Source organism: Robiginitalea rubriflava (assembly GCF_052540725.1).
On the sequence record NZ_CP199309.1, the window covers coordinates 2,088,028 to 2,107,119 of the forward strand.

The 19,092-nt window shown below is 46.0% G+C and carries 16 protein-coding genes; 10 read left to right on the top strand and 6 right to left on the bottom strand.

The annotated features are described in order from the left end of the window. Positions 1 to 81: 81 nt before the first annotated feature. The gene (locus tag ACT6NU_RS09465) at positions 82 to 834 is read left to right on the top strand and encodes a rhomboid family intramembrane serine protease (RefSeq protein WP_445381430.1); all 753 of its coding nucleotides are present in this window, start codon (positions 82 to 84) and stop codon (positions 832 to 834) included. Here ACT6NU_RS09465 and rlmB read toward each other — a convergent pair. The 6 genes from rlmB to ACT6NU_RS09495 form a co-directional block, all read right to left on the bottom strand. Continuing rightward, positions 828 to 1,568 (bottom strand): 23S rRNA (guanosine(2251)-2'-O)-methyltransferase RlmB, encoded by a 741-nt coding sequence (rlmB, locus tag ACT6NU_RS09470; protein WP_445381431.1) that lies wholly within the window; start codon positions 1,566 to 1,568, stop codon positions 828 to 830. The genes ACT6NU_RS09465 and rlmB overlap by 7 nt on opposite strands. Positions 1,569 to 2,059: 491 nt before the next feature. Next, on the bottom strand, positions 2,060 to 2,806 hold the full coding sequence (locus ACT6NU_RS09475; protein ID WP_445381432.1) for a hypothetical protein: 747 nt from the start codon (positions 2,804 to 2,806) through the stop codon (positions 2,060 to 2,062). A 27-nt stretch (positions 2,807 to 2,833) separates the two neighbouring features. Beyond that, positions 2,834 to 6,172, bottom strand: coding sequence for a VCBS repeat-containing protein (locus ACT6NU_RS09480; protein WP_445381433.1), 3,339 nt, complete (start codon positions 6,170 to 6,172; stop codon positions 2,834 to 2,836). A gap of 232 nt (positions 6,173 to 6,404) precedes the next feature. Then, positions 6,405 to 7,307: a hypothetical protein gene (locus ACT6NU_RS09485; protein ID WP_445381434.1), complete on the bottom strand. Its 903-nt coding sequence runs from the start codon at positions 7,305 to 7,307 to the stop codon at positions 6,405 to 6,407. 105 nt (positions 7,308 to 7,412) lie between these two features. Further along, positions 7,413 to 9,074, bottom strand: coding sequence for a SusD/RagB family nutrient-binding outer membrane lipoprotein (locus ACT6NU_RS09490; RefSeq protein ID WP_445381435.1), 1,662 nt, complete (start codon positions 9,072 to 9,074; stop codon positions 7,413 to 7,415). 26 nt (positions 9,075 to 9,100) lie between these two features. Then, positions 9,101 to 12,337: a SusC/RagA family TonB-linked outer membrane protein gene (locus tag ACT6NU_RS09495; RefSeq protein ID WP_445381436.1), complete on the bottom strand. Its 3,237-nt coding sequence runs from the start codon at positions 12,335 to 12,337 to the stop codon at positions 9,101 to 9,103. A gap of 551 nt (positions 12,338 to 12,888) precedes the next feature. On the opposite strand from ACT6NU_RS09495, the gene rpsL reads away from it, so the two are divergent. The 9 genes from rpsL (at position 12,889) to rpsS (ending at position 19,090) form a co-directional block, all read left to right on the top strand. Then, on the top strand, positions 12,889 to 13,263 hold the full coding sequence (rpsL, locus tag ACT6NU_RS09500) for a 30S ribosomal protein S12 (protein ID WP_014032016.1): 375 nt from the start codon (positions 12,889 to 12,891) through the stop codon (positions 13,261 to 13,263). Between the two features lie 20 nt (positions 13,264 to 13,283). Then, a complete protein-coding gene (gene rpsG, locus ACT6NU_RS09505; protein WP_445381437.1) occupies positions 13,284 to 13,760 on the top strand; it encodes a 30S ribosomal protein S7 in 477 nt (158 codons plus the stop codon). Between the two features lie 6 nt (positions 13,761 to 13,766). Further along, entirely contained in the window at positions 13,767 to 15,893 is a 2,127-nt protein-coding gene (gene fusA / locus ACT6NU_RS09510; RefSeq protein WP_445381438.1) for an elongation factor G, read from the top strand. Positions 15,894 to 15,903: 10 nt separating this feature from the next. Further along, positions 15,904 to 16,209, top strand: a complete 306-nt coding sequence (gene rpsJ, locus ACT6NU_RS09515; protein WP_013073266.1) for a 30S ribosomal protein S10 — start codon at positions 15,904 to 15,906, stop codon at positions 16,207 to 16,209. 212 nt (positions 16,210 to 16,421) lie between these two features. Beyond that, positions 16,422 to 17,039 (top strand): 50S ribosomal protein L3, encoded by a 618-nt coding sequence (rplC, locus tag ACT6NU_RS09520; protein WP_445381439.1) that lies wholly within the window; start codon positions 16,422 to 16,424, stop codon positions 17,037 to 17,039. Further along, positions 17,039 to 17,668, top strand: a complete 630-nt coding sequence (rplD, locus tag ACT6NU_RS09525; RefSeq protein WP_445381440.1) for a 50S ribosomal protein L4 — start codon at positions 17,039 to 17,041, stop codon at positions 17,666 to 17,668. The genes rplC and rplD overlap by 1 nt, the downstream gene beginning before the upstream one ends. A gap of 6 nt (positions 17,669 to 17,674) precedes the next feature. After that, on the top strand, positions 17,675 to 17,965 hold the full coding sequence (gene rplW, locus ACT6NU_RS09530) for a 50S ribosomal protein L23 (protein WP_445381441.1): 291 nt from the start codon (positions 17,675 to 17,677) through the stop codon (positions 17,963 to 17,965). 9 nt (positions 17,966 to 17,974) lie between these two features. Then, the gene (rplB, locus tag ACT6NU_RS09535) at positions 17,975 to 18,799 is read left to right on the top strand and encodes a 50S ribosomal protein L2 (RefSeq protein WP_445381442.1); all 825 of its coding nucleotides are present in this window, start codon (positions 17,975 to 17,977) and stop codon (positions 18,797 to 18,799) included. A 12-nt stretch (positions 18,800 to 18,811) separates the two neighbouring features. After that, positions 18,812 to 19,090, top strand: coding sequence for a 30S ribosomal protein S19 (gene rpsS, locus ACT6NU_RS09540; protein ID WP_445381443.1), 279 nt, complete (start codon positions 18,812 to 18,814; stop codon positions 19,088 to 19,090). The last annotated feature ends 2 nt before the right edge of the window (positions 19,091 to 19,092 follow it).

Consider the following 19,092-nt stretch of genomic DNA (forward strand, 5'->3'; position numbering starts at 1 on the left):
ATACTATAATTCAGCCGATGGATCATTTGGAGGATACAATAATCCTTGGAGGAAAAACGTATTATAATGTAATTTGCAGCTATGTCTGAAGTCTCTCACTTTAAATTCAGTAACCGGGTGCTCCTGCTCCCGCTCCTGCTCGTATTGACGATATGGACGGTTTACTTTCTGGAGCTGAAATTTCGGGTGAACCTGAATGATCTGGGGATCTATCCGAGAAGATTATCAGGCTTAAGGGGCATCGTTTTGTCTCCCTGGATCCACGGATCGCTCAGTCATTTGTACAATAATACCATCCCCCTTGCCATACTGAGTTCCGCACTGATGTACTTTTACCGGGATATCGCATGGAAAACCCTTATCTGGGGAACCCTGCTTACCGGCCTTCTTACCTGGGCCATTGGCCGGCCTTCTTACCATATCGGTGCCAGTGGGATTATTTATCTACTGGCCACCTTTATCTTTTTCAAAGGGATCTTTTCCCGGCACTACAGGCTGGTAGCCCTTTCCCTGATAGTGGTTTTTATCTATGGCAGCATGCTCTGGTATATTTTCCCGGTTAAGGAGGGGATTTCCTGGGAAGGCCATCTCAGTGGTTTTATCAGTGGATTTTTGTTTGCCCTTATGCTGAGGGCACCACTGCCGAAACCAGTTAAATACGCATGGGAATCGGAAGATTACAACGAAGATCAGGACCCGTTTATGAAACATTTTGACGCGGAAGGCAACTTTATAGAAACTCCTTCGGATACGGCTGGTGAAAATGGCCCGGAGCAAATCCGGATCCGCTACGAATACAGGGAACAGGACCCTGGAAAAAAAGATAGTCAGTAAGTGCGCTGTCGCAGGATTTCATAGAGGAATACCCCACAAGCCACAGAGACATTTAAGGATTGAATAGGACCCAGAATCGGGAGTTTTGCCTGCTGATCACATAATTTTAAAATACCGGGATGTATCCCTTTTCCCTCTGATCCCATAACAAGCGCTACAGGGCGCTGTTTCAAATCCAGGTCATAAATTGGGTCTGAGGCTTTTTCAGTGGCTGCTACCACATGCACACCTGAGGCCTGCAAATAATATATGGCGTCTTTAAGGTGGGTTACCTTGCACAGGGGTACGCTGTAGGCGGCCCCGGCAGAAGTCTTTACGGTGTCGGCACTAATGGGTGCTGTTTCCTGGGAGGGCAGGATAATGGCATCTACCCCTGTACAGGAGGCCGTCCGAATGATGGCCCCGAGGTTTCTTACGTCGGAAACCCGATCCAGCAACAGGAATAGTGGTTTGTCTGTCTTTTGCAGGATTTTATTTACCAGTTCTTCAAAATCCTGAAAGGCAACAGGAGAGATCTGGGCAACCACACCCTGGTGGTTTTCTTTGGTAAGCCTGTAAAGGCGTTCCTGCGGCACATAGGATGCACGGATATTGTGTTTCCTCAGGCTGTTTTCCAACTCTTTGGATAAGTCTCCTTTCAGGCCTTGTTGAATAAACACCCGCTCAATGGATTTTCCTGCCTCGATGGCTTCCAAAACAGCCCTTAGGCCATATACAATGTTTTCTTTATCCATGGGGTAATATCCGATAACAATTAAATAACAGAATTATGTCTGTTGGTTAAACTATACTTATAGGGAAACTAAGTTGAATATAAGTTATTTACAGGTTTAAAAGGCGCCTATATGAGCGAAAATAAACCCGCTGGAAAAGCAACTAGCAGCCAATTGCAGCTAACTCTTACTGCCATCCCTTATGACAGCTGCAAGATCATACCTTGCCCCCTGGTTCAGTAAATGGTTCTGTAGAAACAGCCCCTGCTACCTATGAGTTATATAATTTGTATATCTCGTTATCCTCTGCATCCGGGTTGTCAGGATCCTCAATAGGAGGGTCCTCAGGTTGCTCTAAATTGCCGGAGTCGTCAGTGGAGCATCCCGCTATCAAAAGGGCCGAAAATAAAAACGTAAGCTTTAAGAATTTTGAGGTCATCTATATAAGGTATAAAGGAAACAAAACCATCACTGCGGATGGTTTTGTGAATCTTCTTAAAGTATTTACCGAACTAGAGATTTAGGAATTCAAAGGTCTTGATAAGATCCTTTTCTTCGTTCAGGTCAATATCGTAATCTTTCAGAAAAGTCTTGATCTTATCCTTTTCCTCGGCACCTGCAATTTTATAAAGCTGGCGGTTCTTCAGTGTCAGTTCATCAACACGGTTTACCCCTTTTTTCTGCACGTAGTACTCAATAAACTGTGAAAAGCGGCTGGGAATTGCTTTTACGAAGGAATTCTGAGCGGGAGACCCTTCGGTAAATTTCACATGTATGCGCTTGTAAAGGTCATAAGTCTTGCCATCTACCAGGTGGGTCAGGTAGCCATTCATTGTATTTCCATTGACATCGATAAAGGTCTTAAAGCTCATTGGCTTCCCCTGTATCATCAGGCTGATATTTTTATCCCTGCCCAGAGCCCTGATTCCCGGTTGCAGAGGAGTTTCTTTAATTTCTACTTCTTCGTTAAGGGCATTATACCGATAATAAATGGAACCGACTTTTTCTTCCTTGTAGTAGACTTCGGTTTTTTGAAAGTCATTGGAAACATAAGGGGATCCCTGAAAATCTTCCCATTCTTTGGACCTTTTTTCCAGGGCTTCGTTTACCGGCCCCAATAAGGTAGCTATGGAACCTGCAGTTGCCCCCTGTGCAGCACCTCCCGCAGACATATTTGTTGCAATTTGCCCGGAATATTGTGCCGAAATCAGTCCGGTCACTAAAAGGCTTAATGTAAGTGTTAAAAATCTGAAATTCATTTTATAAAATTTGCCCAAAAATACATATTATTTGGAGGAAACGAATGAATCTTCCCAATAATTTAACATCCCTTTGTAAAGTAGCGGAAGGTCGCTATTCACTCCGGCCAGTAGCCAGAATCCACCCTTTTTCTCAAGTGAGATCAGGGATTTGACATTCCCTGTCATGTAAAGGCCGGATTTTGTTCTGGGGACTGCATAATACGTCCCATCGCCCCTGGAGAGTAATACTGCTCCGGAGAGCGCATCCAGACGGGGGGTTTCCACTTCGGTCTCATAGATATTACCGGCTAAAATAAGATCCTCAAAGCCGTCCCCGTTAAGGTCTTTCGAAATTCCTGCAAATATTGGGATCATCTGTGCTTCCACAGGAAGACTGCGTACCTCAAACTGACCACTTCCGAGGTTGATCAGCAAAACGGAGCTAAGGGTGTTGACTTCCTTTTCATAGCTGGCCTCCAGTTCATTTCCGTAGACATCTTTAAGGCTGGCGCTCGCAAATTCGGAGTAGCTGGGGAATTTTTCAGCTATAAAGGGCATTTGCTGGGAAGAGCACTCTCTTCCGCGTACCGGCACGTATTCTCCCTGGTATTTTTTGCTCAGGACTATATCGTTGGTCCCGTTTTTATCAAAGTCATTTGCAAAGACTTTAAAAGGTTTTTCTTCGGATGCACTGAACTTGATATTTTGCCCCGCGTTGCCCAGGATATAATCGGGCCTGCCGTCTGCATTTGCGTCTGTCTGGGTAATGGAATACCACCATCCTTTCTGGGATACGCCATGGGATTCAGCATCCTGCAACTGTAAACCATCGGGAGTATTCTTAAAAAAGCCAACTGCCGTCCATTCCCCGGCAGCCAGAATATCTTTCCTGCCGTCCCCGTCAAAATCAGTTACAAACAGATCATTGATTATTCCAAAATCCTCTAATCCCGGGGCTTTCTCAGCTGTGACATCCCTTAATTTTCCATCCTCATTTTCCAGGAGGAAGGAAGGGGCGGAACGCGGATAACTCTGGGCGAGGATTCGGTTTCCTACCAACAGGTCCGTATCCCCATCCTGGTCAAAATCGAATGCAGCGACTGCTTTTCCGCTAAATGAAGCTGCTGATGGCAATACATCTACTGCCTTTTTGAAAATTCCTGTTCCGTCATTCAGATAAATCCGGTCCTGGTAGAGGGAAGAACCCTGTTCAAATTCGTTGCCCCCGCTTACCACATACAGATCCAGATCGCCATCGGAATCCAGGTCAAAAAATACGGATTCCATATCTTCATAGGCCTTGTCGGCATCAAATGCAGGCACGACTGTTTTCCGGAAACCATTGGCTGTTCCCAGATACAGGCTGGCTGCCTGCCCGGAAGCCCCTCCCATAAAAAGGTCTGTTAGCCCGTCTGCGTTTACATCTGCCTGGGAGAAATAGGGGCCAAAGGTAGACTGTTTGTAAGGCAGCAAGATTTCTTTGGCGAAGTCATCATAGGGGTTTTCCTGGTGTGCATCTTTCAAGCCCATTACCGATGATGGCTGTGATGCGAATAAGTAATTCGATTCGGATTTCTTGCCTGCCTGCGTTTTTTGAGCATCGGCAAAAGCCACTCGGACCGTTTGGTTTGCCTTGACGTTTTGAATTAGGTTCGTTTTGCCTCCGGCCCATTCCACGATCACACTGTCTGCTGCTTCAGCCTTGCCCAGCCCAAAATGGGCCACGGGCTCATGGGCAGACATATAGCCGCGTACCCTCCTGACTTCAATAAATTGTGGGGTTCCCTGCTGAAAGATAGTTACTTTAGGGAGCCCTTCGGATACCGGACCTTCAGGGATAATCTTCAAATAGTTCCCTTTTTCGTTTTCCCTGCTGTGGTTTTTGTAGATGAAGGCATTTTCATCCATATTATTCACAACCAGGTCTATGTCCCCATCATTGTCCAGATCTCCCATGGCAGCCCCATTGCTGAAGGACAGGTCTCCCAGACCCCACTGCTTCCCGTTTTCCACAAATTCCAGGGAACCGCGGTTTTCGAATAGCAGGTTGGGCAATTTTTCGGAAGGCATACTGCGGTAGAGTTCTTCCTTTACCGCCAGGGGGACATTGCCTTTATATTGTTGTTTGGCCTGGAAGACCCGCTGTTGTAAGTCATTGTCCAGGGCGTAACGCCTGTAGCCATTGGTAACATAAATGTCTTTATCCGCATCCAGGTCAAAGTCCGACATCAGCACAGACCAGCTCCAATCTGTATTGGCCACACCTGTAAGCTGGGCGATGTTGCTGAAATGGTTGCTGCCATTGTTTAGTTGCAGGGAATTGTACATATACTGGTAATGGTAACCGGCGGTATTGACCAGGTAGTCAAAACGGCTTGTATTCATGGAGGCCATAAGGGTCTTGGAGCGGTAGTGGTCGCTGGAAGCCATATCCAGAACAAAAATATCCTGCAGGGCATCGTTATTGATGTCCGCCACGTCTACACCCATCCCGTAATAAGAGACCTGCTGTGTGTAATTCTTGATTTCATCCCTGAAAGTACCGTTGCCCTGATTGATAAAGAGGGCATCGGGGAGGTAGTAATCACTGGCGATATAAATATCCGGCCAGCCGTCTGTATTGATATCGCTAATGCTCAGGCCCAATCCGAAAATGGGTCGCTCTATCCCGGCCTCTTTACTGATATCTGTAAAAGTGCCGCCATCATTTCTGTATAAATGAGAGCTGTTAAAATAGGGGGCTTCCGGATTTTTGTCAAGAAGTGCCTTAAGGCTTACCGGATCTACCCCGTAGTATTCGTTTTCATTCATGACGATACAATCCAGGTCGCCGTCCCGGTCGAAATCAAAAAATGCAGACTGTGTACTGATACCCATGTCCGCCAGGCCATAGGCTTCGGCGGCTTCCTTAAAAGTTCCGTCCTGCTGGTTTACATATAAAAGGTTCTTTCGGAACAGCCTTTGTTTGGGACCACCCTGGGATACATAAATGTCCAGCCAGCCATCTGAGTTGACGTCCAGAAAGGTAACTCCGTTAGCCCATTGTTTTCCTTCATTGATACCCGCCGTTTCGGATACGTCTTCAAATTGGAGGTTTCCTTTGTTGAGATAAAGTTTATTGGGTACCTGATTGCCACAGAAGAAGATATCCAGAAGGCCATCGTTATTGAGGTCTGCCACCCCGGTACCTGCTCCATTGTAGAAGTAATCAAAGTTAAAGAGGTTTTCCAGGGAAGAGAGATCTTCCCGTATGAGGTTATTGAATTTAATTCCACTCTCTTCGGATGGAACCTTAACAAATACAGCAGAAGATTTTTCAGACGTCAATTCTACGGATGGGGCAGGGTTTTTTTGGGTGTCATCACAACCAATCCCTAAAAACATTAACAGGAATAGGATAATTGAAGTCCACAGAGCTGGTGCGGGATTTTGATAAAGGCTTGCTTTATTATAACTCATATAGAAGAAGCTTTGACTTTGCAAAGATATGAATTTGTTGTGGCAAGCGACCGCGGATAATACGGTATAAAACACAAAAATCCGGCCCAAAATATTTGGGCCGGATTGTTACTATTAACAAGGGTAAGCCTTTGGCCTGAACCCCATTGACGTTTTGTTAGATTTTATCCAATCTTACAACAACTTCATTAGGTGGAGGTGAACATCCACCGGATGGATCAAAATCAAAGAATGTGATCGTAAAGGACGCATCTCCTGCTGTCTGATCGTAAGTGGTTATGTCTACTGTAGAGCCTGTTTGCCCGATGCTTCCATCACCGCAACCAAGGCCTCCGGCAGCAATTCTACCAGCAACATTCTGGAACTCACCACATACAAGGTCAATTGACATTTCGTATGAAGAACCGAACCCTCCCGGATCGTAAACAAAGGCAAAGGTCCTGTTGGTATCTCCGTTGGCAACAACTGTTACAGGTTCTGTCTGGGTAAACCCATCGCCAATACCAAAGGGAGAAGAACCACTCAACTGCACCATGGTATATTGACCTGTAAAGAAAGTTGGGTCAACAGAGCATACAACGTTAGGTGTGTATAAGAATGGCGAACTAAAGAAGGATCCGGTTAAGGTTCCCGAATTGTCCGCGAAAGAATAACGTCTGCCATCGGTTAAGACAACTTCAAAACGAATTGAAAATTGATCACCACCATCGAGGTCTGAACCAGACAGACCAGTAGCAGCAAGTAATTCGGCTCCGGTTATTGTGTATTCTACTCTGGGAAGACCAAATTCTCCAATTGTAAACTCAGATGCCGGAATAGTCTGGTTTAAAGACTCGGCAACTGTGCTTTCTCCTCCAGTATTGTCTCGGTATCCGATGTATACTTCAACAAAATCCAGAAGGTCTCCGCCTTCCTGGTCTTGTTCCTCCAGGATTACTCCAAAGAAAGTATCATCTGCAATTTCACCGGTTTCCAAATTGAAGGCAATCTCATTATTGAGAATTGACACGGTCCGCAAAACGGCTCCACGTTCTACATTAGCCTGTACCTCATCGAACACTTTGTCACCGTCTTGACAAGCGGTAAAGACAAGGGCCGACCCAGCCACTAAGGCCATTATAATTCTATTTTTAAAATGTTTCATAGTCATGATCTTTTTATTTTACTAGTATAACGGTGATCCGAGATCTGATGCATTAAACCAAAATGGTTCTTCAGTAAGGCTCTGCTTTTGGGTCAACCCCGGATTGGTGATCACCTCATTTTGCGGATACAGGAATGTAAGCGGGAATGGTCCCGGATTGGGTTCCCAGTTGGGTAACAAGGTATTCGGGTATCCTGTTTTCCTGTAATAGGTCCAAGCTTCTACTGAGCCTCCATACAAAGTGGTGAAATACTGCTCAGCATAGATGTTTTCCTTGTCATCACCGGTAGCCGCGTTAAAATCAGCCACTATTCCGTCAATGTAAGAAGTAACTGCTGCTGCGTCCGGCTCAAAAGAAAGGTCCGCATTCGCGTCCAGTGATCCGAAGGATTGAACCTTCTCAATGGATTTTTCAAGTCCTGCTCTCAGGAAGTTTGCGCGTTCGGCATCACTTGCTGCCATGGCGCCTCTCCAGAAATCTACATAAGAGGCCAGCATGATAGGCTCTATACCAGCTCCAGCGCCTCCAAGTCCAAGGCCTACACCGTCAAAGCTATTGTCGTCGAAACGTCCTCCAGCAGGATAGACTCCAACCGCGGCGCGCTTAAAGTTATCCGGAGGGGTACCTTCATCATTTCCGTGAGAACGACCCCAGTATCCGTTAGGAACACTGCAGTATGTGAAACCGCCATCCTGATAATGCTGTGGTGGTACCACCAGTGAACAGGCCAGATCCTCTTCATTCGCAGGTGCATCTGCACCAGGAGTAGCGTCTACCTGACGGTAGAAGTAGTAGCGAATTCTTGGATCGTCGTTATTCAGCATAGTTTCCATCATCCAGTTAGACTGGTAGATGTTGGCCCCGGAAGGGGTGTAATCTGCAGCGTAGTCTGGGTGCCTGTCATCAGGCTGTAATTCACTTGTTCCGTACTGCACCTGGAAATCATCATCATTATCGCTGATGAAATTACCACCGGCAATAACTTGGTTAAAGGCCGCTGTATTATTCGTGGTGTAATACGCCTTCAGGCGGATAGTATTTACCAACTTAATCCATTTCTCAGTATCCCCAGCGTAAAAGATGTCAGCAGCTCCTAAATTGTCCGCTCCGTTAAGAGCGGTAGCAGCTTCATCTAAAAGGCTAAGGGCTGCAGCGTAAACGCTTGATCCTTCATCCAGGCTTGGTGCAGGAAATTCTCCAGGATTACCAGCTTCAGAAAAAGCAGCTTCTCCAAGGAAATCAACCAACAACATTAGCTGGTGTGCGTAGAGTGTTTTGGCAACTCCGATATGGAAGGAATAATCCGTATCTGATGCCTCATCGATGGACTCCAGGGTCTGGAGGTTGGTCAATATACCAACACCGGTGAAGTCACCAACTCCATTACCACCACTACTGTAAGTTCGGCTCCAAACCCCATTCAGGGTAGAACCGGGATAGTTGTTGAAATAATCCCGACCGAACATATAATCTATTCGAACCAATTCCCCTGACCGGTCGCTCAGTACCTGCATGTTAGTGGCATAAGCCAGCTGAATGGAGGTTAGCAACAGGTTGGGATCCGCCTGGTCTGAAGCCAGGTCGTTAGGACTTATTCTCAAGTCCAGTTCTGTCGTCTCGCAGGCAGTAAATAAGCCTCCCGCGATAAAGACAATCGTAATATATTTTAGAAAACTTTTCATAATAACTATATCATTAACAATTTTTATTAGAAGGATGCTTTTACACTGATTCCGTATCTGCGAGAACTTGGACCGTTGATAAAGTCAAAGCCTCGTCCGTTACCGATACCTACCCCCTGTACGTTAGGATCAAAGTTAGCACCATCAGGCATGTTGTAGGCATCATACCAAAGGTTGAAGCCCTGAGCGGTGATGGTTAGTGATCCCAGTGGGGTTTTGTCTAACCACTTGGATGGGAAACTATACCCTAGAGATACTTCCTGAAGGCGGATTACAGAAGCGTCGTAAATACGAGTTTCAGTTGGTCCGAAGAGCAGGTTGCTAAAGAAATAGGTAGAGTTGTTGATCTGTGTATTGTTAGGAGATCCATCTGCTTTAACTCCTGGAAGGATGTAAGTGTTCTCCCTGTCCTGAGTTTCAACAATCAGACCCCTTCCTAACAGCACTCCAACAGTACTGGAAAGCATATCTCCACCTTTCACATGGTTAACCTGGAACCCAAGATTCCAGTTCTTGTAGCGAAGGGTGTTAATAAAGTTCATAGTGTAGTCAGGGATCGCATCTCCAACAATTGGAACATTCCCGTCATTATCCTGCTCTACTACTACATAGTTACCAGCATCGTTAATGAGGAAGTTACCGTTATCATCACGTCCGATAGCCGTACCTACTATGGTACCCAGGGACTCTCCTTTGATGGCTGCGTTGGAACCTCTGAAGAGACCACCACCAACTGCCAAACTACCAGCGTAGGCGATGAAATCCTGATCCTGCTCCGTTACAGTCTCATTGTTTGTAAAGAAGTTAACCCTTGAGTTCCAGTTGAAATTTTCGCTCTGGATGATATCTACTCCTAAGTCAGCTTCAAACCCTTCGTTCTTGATTTCCCCGATGTTGTTTTGCGTAAAGCTAAACCCGGTGGAAGGCGAAAGGGGCTCAGTAACGATCAGGTCGTTGGTAACCCTTTGGAAGTAGGTTGCATCAATGTTAACTCTGTTATTCCAGAAGCGCGCTTCAATACCTGCTTCATATTCTTCAAGAAGCTCAGGCTTAAGATCAGGGTTGGCCCTGAAGTTGTCTACCTGATTGGTAGTCAACAAGGCTCCTGATCCCGGATCAGTAAAGATCTGTGTGCTTTGCTCTACCACGTTCACAGTAGGATAACCTGTAGGGAAGGTGGCTGAAGTACCGTAACTGGCACGCAGCTTCAGGTAGTTCATTCGCAGGGCATCATTCCAGGTTCCGTCAAAGGCCGCAATCGGCAGGAAGGAAACACTGACCCCAGGATAGGTCTTGCTGTTGTTTTCAGTCGTCAGGTTGGAAACCCAGTCTGTACGTGCTGAAAGGTTCAGGAAGAGGAAGTTGTCATAATCCAGGGTAGCCTGTCCGAGGATACCATTGATATTTCGCTTTCTCGAGAACTGTATAGGAGACTGGTTCAGGAAGTTGAAGTGACGCTTCACCCCAAATACAATCTGTCCTGTACTGCTTACCCCTTGCTGGTCAAAGAAATCCTGGCGGGAAGTAACCCCAGCAACAAAACTCATTCCCAACTTTTCGGAAATATCGTAGTTTCCGTTCAGGGATACAAAGTGTTCCCAGATGGTGTTGTTGTTGTCATAGGTTTGGTAGAACCCGAAAATAGCCTGGGTAAATTCCACCCCACCTTTATTGGAACCGTTGATGTTTCTTTCGTTATAGAAGTCCAGACCGGTTCTCCAGCCCAGGGAAAGATTATCGTTCAGTTCGTAATTTAATTGTGCATTCCAGTAAACCCTGTTGGTAAGCTGCCGGTACGTAACGTTTTTAGCAGTCCAGCGTGGGTTGATGATGTCGTTACCGTTTCGGTAGTATACTGAAGATCCGTCTACTGGATTTTCGAAAGGAAGACCCATCAGGTCAACCGAGATAGGTGTAAACAATACGTTACCATAAACAGACAGACCGTCTGTACCGTTACCCCTTGAGGAGGCAATCGGAGGCGTGCGGTAATCTGTCCGGGCATAGTTCATAGTTGCCTGAATGGAGAATTTGTTGCTCAGTTGAGAACGACCACCCACAGAAACGTTAAGTCGGTTCAGGGAGTTACCCGGGGTAAACCCCTGATCATCCAGATAACCGATGTTTACGTTAAAGTTGGTATTTCCATCCTGAGTGCTTCCGGCAATGTTTACGTTTGTGTTGGTAACAAAACCAGGTCGGAAGAACTCCTCAACAGAGTTGTATGGCCTCCATGGGTAACGAGCTCCCTGTAATTCAGGGAAAGCATTCCTTGTAGAGGCTACAGCAGTGGTAGAGTAAGGGTGTTCCAGGGTTCCATTGTCGTCAATGGCTGACTGCGCTCCCCATCCGGATACACCGTCTCTGTCGAAGCTGGGTCCCCAGTTAGAGAAGAACCATCCGAAAGACTGGTCAAATCCGTTACCATATTTTTGCTGATAATCAGGGATGGAAGCCATTTCGTTGGTGAAGAACGACTGGTTTACAGTGATCTCCGTTTTCTTGGCACCTCCTGAAGCAGCTCCTGCTTTGGTAGTAATGAGGATAACCCCGTTCTTACCCTGCGTACCGTAAAGTGTGGCAGCAGCCAGACCTTTCAATACCTCAACACTTGCGATGTTGTTAGGATCCAGATCCAGGAAACGGGAAGATCCGGTGTTACCGCTGATAAAGCTACCCGTAGCGTTTGTATCATTACTGAATGGAACACCATCTACAATAAAGAGTGCCTGGTTACTTCCACTAAAGGAACTCAGACCCCTTACGGTGATGTTGGTACCAGATCCGGACATACCCCCGGCAGAAGTAATGTTTACCCCGGAAGCTTTTCCTGAAAGTACCCGGGCAACATCCCCCTCGGCACGTTGCTCCAATTGTTCAGCCCCAACCGAAGAAACAGCATAACCCAGGGCTTTCTTCTCTCGCTTAATACCCTGTGCTGTTACTATTACTTCTTCAAGCGCTTGGGCGTCCTCCTCCATCTGTACATTGATGGTGTTACTCGCACCAACAGTTCTTCGGACTGCCCTCTGACCTATATAGGTATAGAGGAGTACCTGTCCAGGACTGGCCTGGATGGCGTAGTTTCCGTCGAAATCGGTTTGAGTACCAGTGGTGGTTCCCTCAACTACAATGTTAACTCCAGGCAAGGGCAGACCGTCCTGGTCTGTAACCGTACCTGAAATCGTTTTTTCTTGTGCAAACGAAATCTGCACAACAAACGCCAGTAACAGCGTCAAGATTCCATTCAATTTTGTTCTCATTTTTTAATTATTTGAATTAGCTAACTGCGAAAATCTTAATTTCATGTTAATAATCCAAACTTATTTTAATAAAACTTTAAGTTATAATCAGAATCATTGAAGTCTGCATTTTTAACCCCCCATTATTAAGGGATTAATATTTAAGCAGGCTTTGGTTGCTAATCTTCTAATTTCAGACCATTTAAAGCTACAGGTCTAACTGTAGTCCACAAACAGATTTATACACTGTAGCAAGCTTGCGGATATTCCGAATTCCTTCGGTTGCAATACTGCTTTTACTCTTTTTTAGGCAACAGCCCTGTAAGTCTGAAATAAATATTTTAGATAGCGGCGCTCAGTTTATATAAATTAAGGTATAATACATACTCCTAAGATTGAAATTACCCGTCACTGAAAAAGGCTGCTGAATAGAAAATCCAACAGGCTTTCTGTCCATCCCTGAGTCTTAATTGAAAAATCTTGAAAATTAATCGGGCAGGATTTGAATTGTAGTGAATAATTACTACATTTGCCAGCCCTTTAAGGAGGGTAGATTTTTATTTATTATTTATATGCCAACAATTTCACAATTAGTACGAAAAGGAAGGGCCACAATTACCAAGAAGAGTAAATCGGCTGCTTTGGATTCGTGTCCACAAAGACGAGGTGTATGTACGCGTGTATATACAACCACCCCTAAGAAACCTAATTCCGCCATGCGGAAGGTGGCCAGGGTGCGTCTGACCAATGGGAAAGAAGTAAACGCTTATATCCCAGGTGAAGGACATAACCTCCAGGAGCACTCGATAGTATTGGTTAGAGGCGGACGGGTGAAAGATTTGCCGGGTGTTAGATACCATATCGTGCGCGGAGCGCTGGATACCGCTGGGGTAGCCGGAAGGACGCAGCGCAGATCTAAGTACGGTGCCAAACGCCCCAAAAATTAGACACACATTAAGCAGTAGCAATGAGAAAAAGACAGGCTAAGAAAAGACCTTTGTTGCCAGATCCAAGATTCAATGATCAGCTGGTAACGCGCTTTGTAAACATGATGATGTGGGATGGTAAAAAATCAGTAGCATTTAAGATTTTTTACGATGCCATGGATATTGTAGAAGCTAAAAAGACTGATGAGGAGAAAACCTCCCTCGAATTATGGAAAGATGCCCTTTCCAATATCATGCCTCACGTAGAGGTTCGATCAAGAAGGGTAGGAGGGGCAACCTTCCAGATTCCTATGCAAATTCGTCCGGACCGTAAGATTTCCACTGCAATGAAGTGGTTGATCTCCTTCTCGCGCAAGCGAAATGAGAAATCGATGGCCCAGAAACTGGCTGCTGAAGTCCTGGCTGCGGCTAAGGAAGAAGGAGCAGCTGTTAAAAAGCGCGTAGATACGCACAAAATGGCAGAGGCGAATAAAGCATTTTCTCACTTTAGATTTTAAGATATAATGGCGAGAGATTTAAAATACACACGAAATATAGGTATTGCTGCACACATCGATGCGGGAAAAACAACTACCACGGAACGAATCCTTTTCTACACCGGGGTAAGCCACAAAATCGGTGAAGTTCACGACGGGGCAGCTACTATGGACTGGATGGAGCAGGAGCAGGAGCGAGGGATTACCATTACCTCTGCTGCAACCACCTGTACCTGGAATTTCCCTACCAAAAACGGGCAGGCCATAGACGATACCAAACCATATCACTTTAACATCATCGACACCCCCGGGCACGTAGATTTTACCGTTGAGGTAAACCGTTCGCTAAGGGTACTGGACGGATTGGTTTTCCTTTTCAGCGCTGTTGATGGGGTAGAGCCACAGTCCGAAACCAACTGGAGGCTTGCTGACAACTACAAAGTTCCCAGAATGGGATTTGTAAATAAAATGGACCGTCAGGGATCAAATTTCCTGGCCGTTTGCCAGCAGGTAAAAGACATGCTGAAATCCAATGCCGTTCCGATAGTATTGCCTATTGGAGATGAGGCGGATTTCAAAGGGGTGGTTGACCTGGTTAAAAACCGGGCGATTATCTGGCATGAAGATAATTTAGGGGCAACTTTTGATGTTGTCGATATCCCTGCAGAGATGCAGGATGAGGTTAAGGAGTATCGGGCAGCGCTGATTGAGGCTGTAGCCGAGTACGACGAAAACCTGATGGAGAAATTTTTCGAAGATGAGAATTCCATCACTGAGGATGAAGTCCACGCTGCCTTAAGAGCTGCGGTAATGGATATGAGTATCATTCCGATGATTTGTGGATCCTCATTCAAAAATAAAGGAGTTCAGTTCCTGCTGGATGCGGTTTGCCGATACCTTCCTTCTCCCCTGGACAAGGAGGCGATCACCGGCACCAATCCGGACACCGGAGCGGTAATTTCCCGTAAGCCGGATACAAAAGAGCCGTTCTCGGCCCTGGCATTTAAGATCGCAACCGATCCTTTTGTTGGACGCCTTGCCTTTTTCCGCTGCTATTCCGGAAAACTGGATGCGGGTTCTTACGTACTGAACAACCGTTCCGGAAACAAAGAGCGTATTTCCAGGATCTACCAAATGCACTCCAACAAACAAAATGCAGTGGAATCTATTGCAGCCGGAGACATTGGAGCAGCCGTTGGATTTAAGGATATCAAAACCGGGGACACGCTTTCGGATGAGAAGCATCCAATAGTACTGGAAAGCATGAATTTCCCTGATCCTGTAATCGGGATCGCGGTAGAGCCTAAAACCAAGGCGGATGTGGATAAGCTTGGGATGGCACTCTCCAAACTGGCAGAGGAAGATCCAACCTTCCAGGTTAAAACGGATGAGGCCAGCGGGCAAACCATTATCTCAGGAATGGGAGAGTTGCACCTGGATATCATTGTAGACCGTCTCAGACGCGAATTTAAAGTAGAGGTAAACCAGGGACAACCCCAGGTGGAATACAAGGAAGCCCTAACAGCTGTTGCGAACCATCGCGAGGTGTACAAGAAGCAGACGGGTGGTCGTGGTAAATTTGCAGACATCGTATTTGTAATGGAGCCTGCAGGAGAAGAGACTACCGGACTGGAATTCGTAAATGAAATTAAGGGAGGTAACATTCCCAGGGAATATATCCCATCTGTAGAAAAAGGATTTAAGGAAGCCATGAAAAATGGACCTCTGGCCGGATTCGAGATGGATAGTATGAAGGTCACCCTGAAAGACGGTTCTTTCCACCCTGTGGATTCAGATTCCCTGTCTTTCGAACTGGCTGCAAAGCTGGGATATAAAACCGCTGCCAAGGCTGCCAAAGCCGTACTGATGGAGCCTATCATGAAACTCGAGGTGTTGACACCGGAAGAGAACATGGGGGACATCGTAGGGGATTTGAACCGCCGCCGAGGCCAGGTCAACAATATGTCTGACCGCGCAGGTTCTAAAGTAATCAAAGCGGATGTGCCGCTGTCTGAAATGTTCGGATATGTAACCTCGTTGCGTACCCTTTCATCGGGAAGGGCCACTTCGACCATGGAGTTCTCTCACTATGCTGAAACTCCTTCGAATATCGCAGAGGAAGTGATCAAATCAGTGAAAGGTGTAACCGCTTAATTAAGGAGTGATGAGTCAGAAAATCAGAATCAAATTAAAGTCTTACGATCACAACCTGGTAGATAAGTCTGCGGAGAAGATTGTAAAAACGGTAAAGACTACCGGAGCGGTGGTAACGGGACCTATTCCCCTGCCAACGCACAAAAAAATATTCACCGTGTTGCGTTCGCCCCACGTGAATAAAAAATCCAGGGAGCAATTCGAGCTGAGTTCATATAAGCGACTGCTGGATATTTACAGCTCCTCCTCCAAAACCATTGATGCGCTAATGAAATTAGAGCTGCCCAGTGGTGTAGAGGTTGAAATTAAGGTCTGATAAAGGCCGTGAAGGGCACAGCCCTTCCTGACATGTCCTGAGCGTTGAAGCAAGGGAAAAACGGAAACAAAAATACATTCGGGGTCGAATTATTTTTGGCCCTGTTTTTTTGTCGGAAAGTTGTGATTAAAAATTGTGTTTAACGGGATGTAGGGTCCGGTTCAAATGAATCCAAGACCTGAAGTCTTATAATTTTAATTTAAATAAATAGTATGTCTGGGTTAATCGGAAGAAAAGTAGGCATGACCAGCATCTTTGACGAGAACGGGAAGAATATCCCCTGTACCGTGATTGAAGCAGGGCCATGCATAGTTACCCAAGTCAGAACCGAAGAGGTAGACGGGTATAAAGCCCTTCAACTCGGTTTCGATGACAAGGCAGAAAAGCGTGCAAACAAGGCCGAAAACGGTCATTTTAAGAAAGCAGGCACTTCTCCAAAGAAAAAAGTTGTCGAATTCCGTGATTTTGAAGGTGAGTACAAATTAGGAGACATCCTTGGGGTGGATCTTTTTAAGGAAGGGGAATTTGTGGATGTGATAGGCACCAGCAAAGGAAAAGGCTTCCAGGGCGTTGTAAAGCGGCACGGTTTCGCCGGTGTCGGACAGGCAACCCACGGGCAGCACAACCGCCTGAGGGCTCCCGGATCAATCGGAGCAGCGTCGTATCCCGCACGCGTTTTCAAAGGAATGAAGATGGCCGGGCAAATGGGTAATGAGCGGGTTACCGTTCAGAACCTCCGGGTATTGAAAGTCGTTCCTGAAAAGAATCTTTTAGTTGTTAAAGGATGTGTTCCCGGTCATAAGAACGCATACATAACCATTGAGAAGTAATGAAGGTATCAGTTTTAGACATTAAGGGAAAAGAGACCGGCCGAAAAGCAGAGCTTTCGGATGCAGTCTTCAAAATAGAGCCAAACGAGCACGCCATATACCTGGATGTTAAGCAGTATCTGGCGCATCAGCGTCAGGGGACGCACAAAACCAAGGAGCGCGCAGAAATTGTAGGTAGTACCCGCAAGATCAAAAAGCAAAAAGGTACAGGAACAGCCAGGGCTGGAAGTATCAAATCCCCGGTTTTTCGCGGGGGTGGAAGAATCTTCGGTCCCAGGCCTAAAGATTATACCCAGAAGCTCAACAAAAACGTAAAGCGCCTTGCCCGTAAATCGGCATTGAGCATGAAGTCTCAGGAAAATGCCATCATGGTAGTGGAAGACTTCACTTTTGAGCAGCCCAAGACCAAAGATTTTGCTGCGGTTCTCAAAGCACTGGGCCTGGAGAACAAAAAGTCCCTGATAGTGTTGGGCGATTCAAATAATAACGTATATTTGTCGTCGCGTAATTTCAAAGGGTCTGAAGTTGTAACAAACTCAGAATTAAGCACTTATAAAATATTAAACGCAAATAGCGTGGTCTTGTTGGAAGGTGCTTTAGAAGGAATCGAAACGAATCTAAATAATTAAGAAATCATGAGTGTGTTGATTAAACCCATCATTACTGAGAAAATGACCTCTGATAGTGAGTTGTACAACCGCTATGGTTTCATCGTGGATCCATCTGCCAACAAACTGCAGATTAAAGCAGCAGTAGAGGAGACTTACGGTGTTTCGGTTACCAAAGTGCGCACCATGAATTACGGACCCTCCCGCAAAACCCGCTACACTAAAACGGGATTGCAGCAAGGAAAGTCCAACGCATTCAAAAAAGCCATTGTAGACGTGGAGGATGGTGATGTAATTGATTTTTACAGTAATCTATAAAGACACGGCATGTCAGTTAGAAAATTAAAACCAATAACCCCCGGACAGCGCTTTAAAGTAGTAAACGGATTCGATGCGATTACTACAGATAAGCCTGAAAAGAGCTTGCTTGCTCCGATTAAAAAATCAGGAGGACGTAATAAGCAGGGGAAGATGACCATGCGCTACAAAGGTGGTGGTCACAAAAGAAGATATCGTGTAATCGATTTCAAAAGGGATAAGCAGGATGTGGCTGCAGAAGTCAAATCCATTCAGTACGATCCAAACCGTACTGCTTTTATCGCTCTGGTTGAATACACTGATGGCGAAAAACGCTACATCATTGCTCCTAACGGACTGCAGGTAGGGCAGCAGATTAAAGCCGGTTCCGGTACTGCGCCTGAAATTGGAAACGCTCTTCCGCTTTCGGAAATTCCTCTGGGAACTATTATCTCAGGGATAGAGCTACGCCCCGGACAGGGCGCCGTGATGGCCAGAAGCGCAGGAACCTTTGCACAATTAATGGCAAGGGAGGGCAAATACGCCACCATAAAACTGCCTTCAGGTGAGACACGGATGATTTTGGTAAACTGCCTGGCAACCATTGGAGCGGTTTCAAACTCTGATCACCAGCTGATCGTATCCGGGAAAGCCGGTCGCAGCCGCTGGTTGGGAAGAAGGCCGCGTACTCGTCCGGTAGCCATGAACCCTGTAGATCACCCAATGGGTGGTGGAGAAGGTCGTGCCTCCGGAGGACATCCAAGATCCAAAAAAGGTATTCCTGCCAAAGGTTTCAGGACCCGTTCCAGAACCAAGGACAGCAACCGATATATATTAGAACGCAGAAAGAAATAAAACGAATTATAAATGGCACGTTCCCTAAAAAAAGGACCATACGTTCATTACAGTCTTGATAAGAAAGTTCAGCAAAACCTGGACTCCGGAAAGAAAACGGTAATCAAGACCTGGTCAAGAGCATCGATGATCACCCCGGATTTTGTGGGGCAGACAATTGCAGTACATAATGGACGGCAATTTGTTCCTGTATTTGTTACGGAGAACATGGTAGGTCACAAGTTGGGTGAGTTTTCACCAACCCGATCGTTCCGAGGACATGCTGGGGCTAAAAATAAAGGTAAAAGATAAAC

What these genes read in the sequence shown, in the direction of transcription:
- rpsS (WP_445381443.1), top strand. Translation starts at nt 18,812, where the DNA reads ATGGCACGTTCCCTAAAAAAAGGACCATACGTTCATTACAGTCTTGAT.
- rpsJ (WP_013073266.1), top strand. Translation starts at nt 15,904, where the DNA reads ATGAGTCAGAAAATCAGAATCAAATTAAAGTCTTACGATCACAACCTG.
- rpsG (WP_445381437.1), top strand. Translation starts at nt 13,284, where the DNA reads ATGAGAAAAAGACAGGCTAAGAAAAGACCTTTGTTGCCAGATCCAAGA.
- rplC (WP_445381439.1), top strand. Translation starts at nt 16,422, where the DNA reads ATGTCTGGGTTAATCGGAAGAAAAGTAGGCATGACCAGCATCTTTGAC.
- ACT6NU_RS09465 (WP_445381430.1), top strand. Translation starts at nt 82, where the DNA reads ATGTCTGAAGTCTCTCACTTTAAATTCAGTAACCGGGTGCTCCTGCTC.
- rplW (WP_445381441.1), top strand. Translation starts at nt 17,675, where the DNA reads ATGAGTGTGTTGATTAAACCCATCATTACTGAGAAAATGACCTCTGAT.
- rlmB (WP_445381431.1), bottom strand. Translation starts at nt 1,568, where the DNA reads ATGGATAAAGAAAACATTGTATATGGCCTAAGGGCTGTTTTGGAAGCC.
- ACT6NU_RS09475 (WP_445381432.1), bottom strand. Translation starts at nt 2,806, where the DNA reads ATGAATTTCAGATTTTTAACACTTACATTAAGCCTTTTAGTGACCGGA.
- ACT6NU_RS09490 (WP_445381435.1), bottom strand. Translation starts at nt 9,074, where the DNA reads ATGAAAAGTTTTCTAAAATATATTACGATTGTCTTTATCGCGGGAGGC.
- fusA (WP_445381438.1), top strand. Translation starts at nt 13,767, where the DNA reads ATGGCGAGAGATTTAAAATACACACGAAATATAGGTATTGCTGCACAC.
- rplB (WP_445381442.1), top strand. Translation starts at nt 17,975, where the DNA reads ATGTCAGTTAGAAAATTAAAACCAATAACCCCCGGACAGCGCTTTAAA.
- ACT6NU_RS09480 (WP_445381433.1), bottom strand. Translation starts at nt 6,172, where the DNA reads ATGTTTTTAGGGATTGGTTGTGATGACACCCAAAAAAACCCTGCCCCA.
- ACT6NU_RS09495 (WP_445381436.1), bottom strand. Translation starts at nt 12,337, where the DNA reads ATGAGAACAAAATTGAATGGAATCTTGACGCTGTTACTGGCGTTTGTT.
- rplD (WP_445381440.1), top strand. Translation starts at nt 17,039, where the DNA reads ATGAAGGTATCAGTTTTAGACATTAAGGGAAAAGAGACCGGCCGAAAA.
- rpsL (WP_014032016.1), top strand. Translation starts at nt 12,889, where the DNA reads ATGCCAACAATTTCACAATTAGTACGAAAAGGAAGGGCCACAATTACC.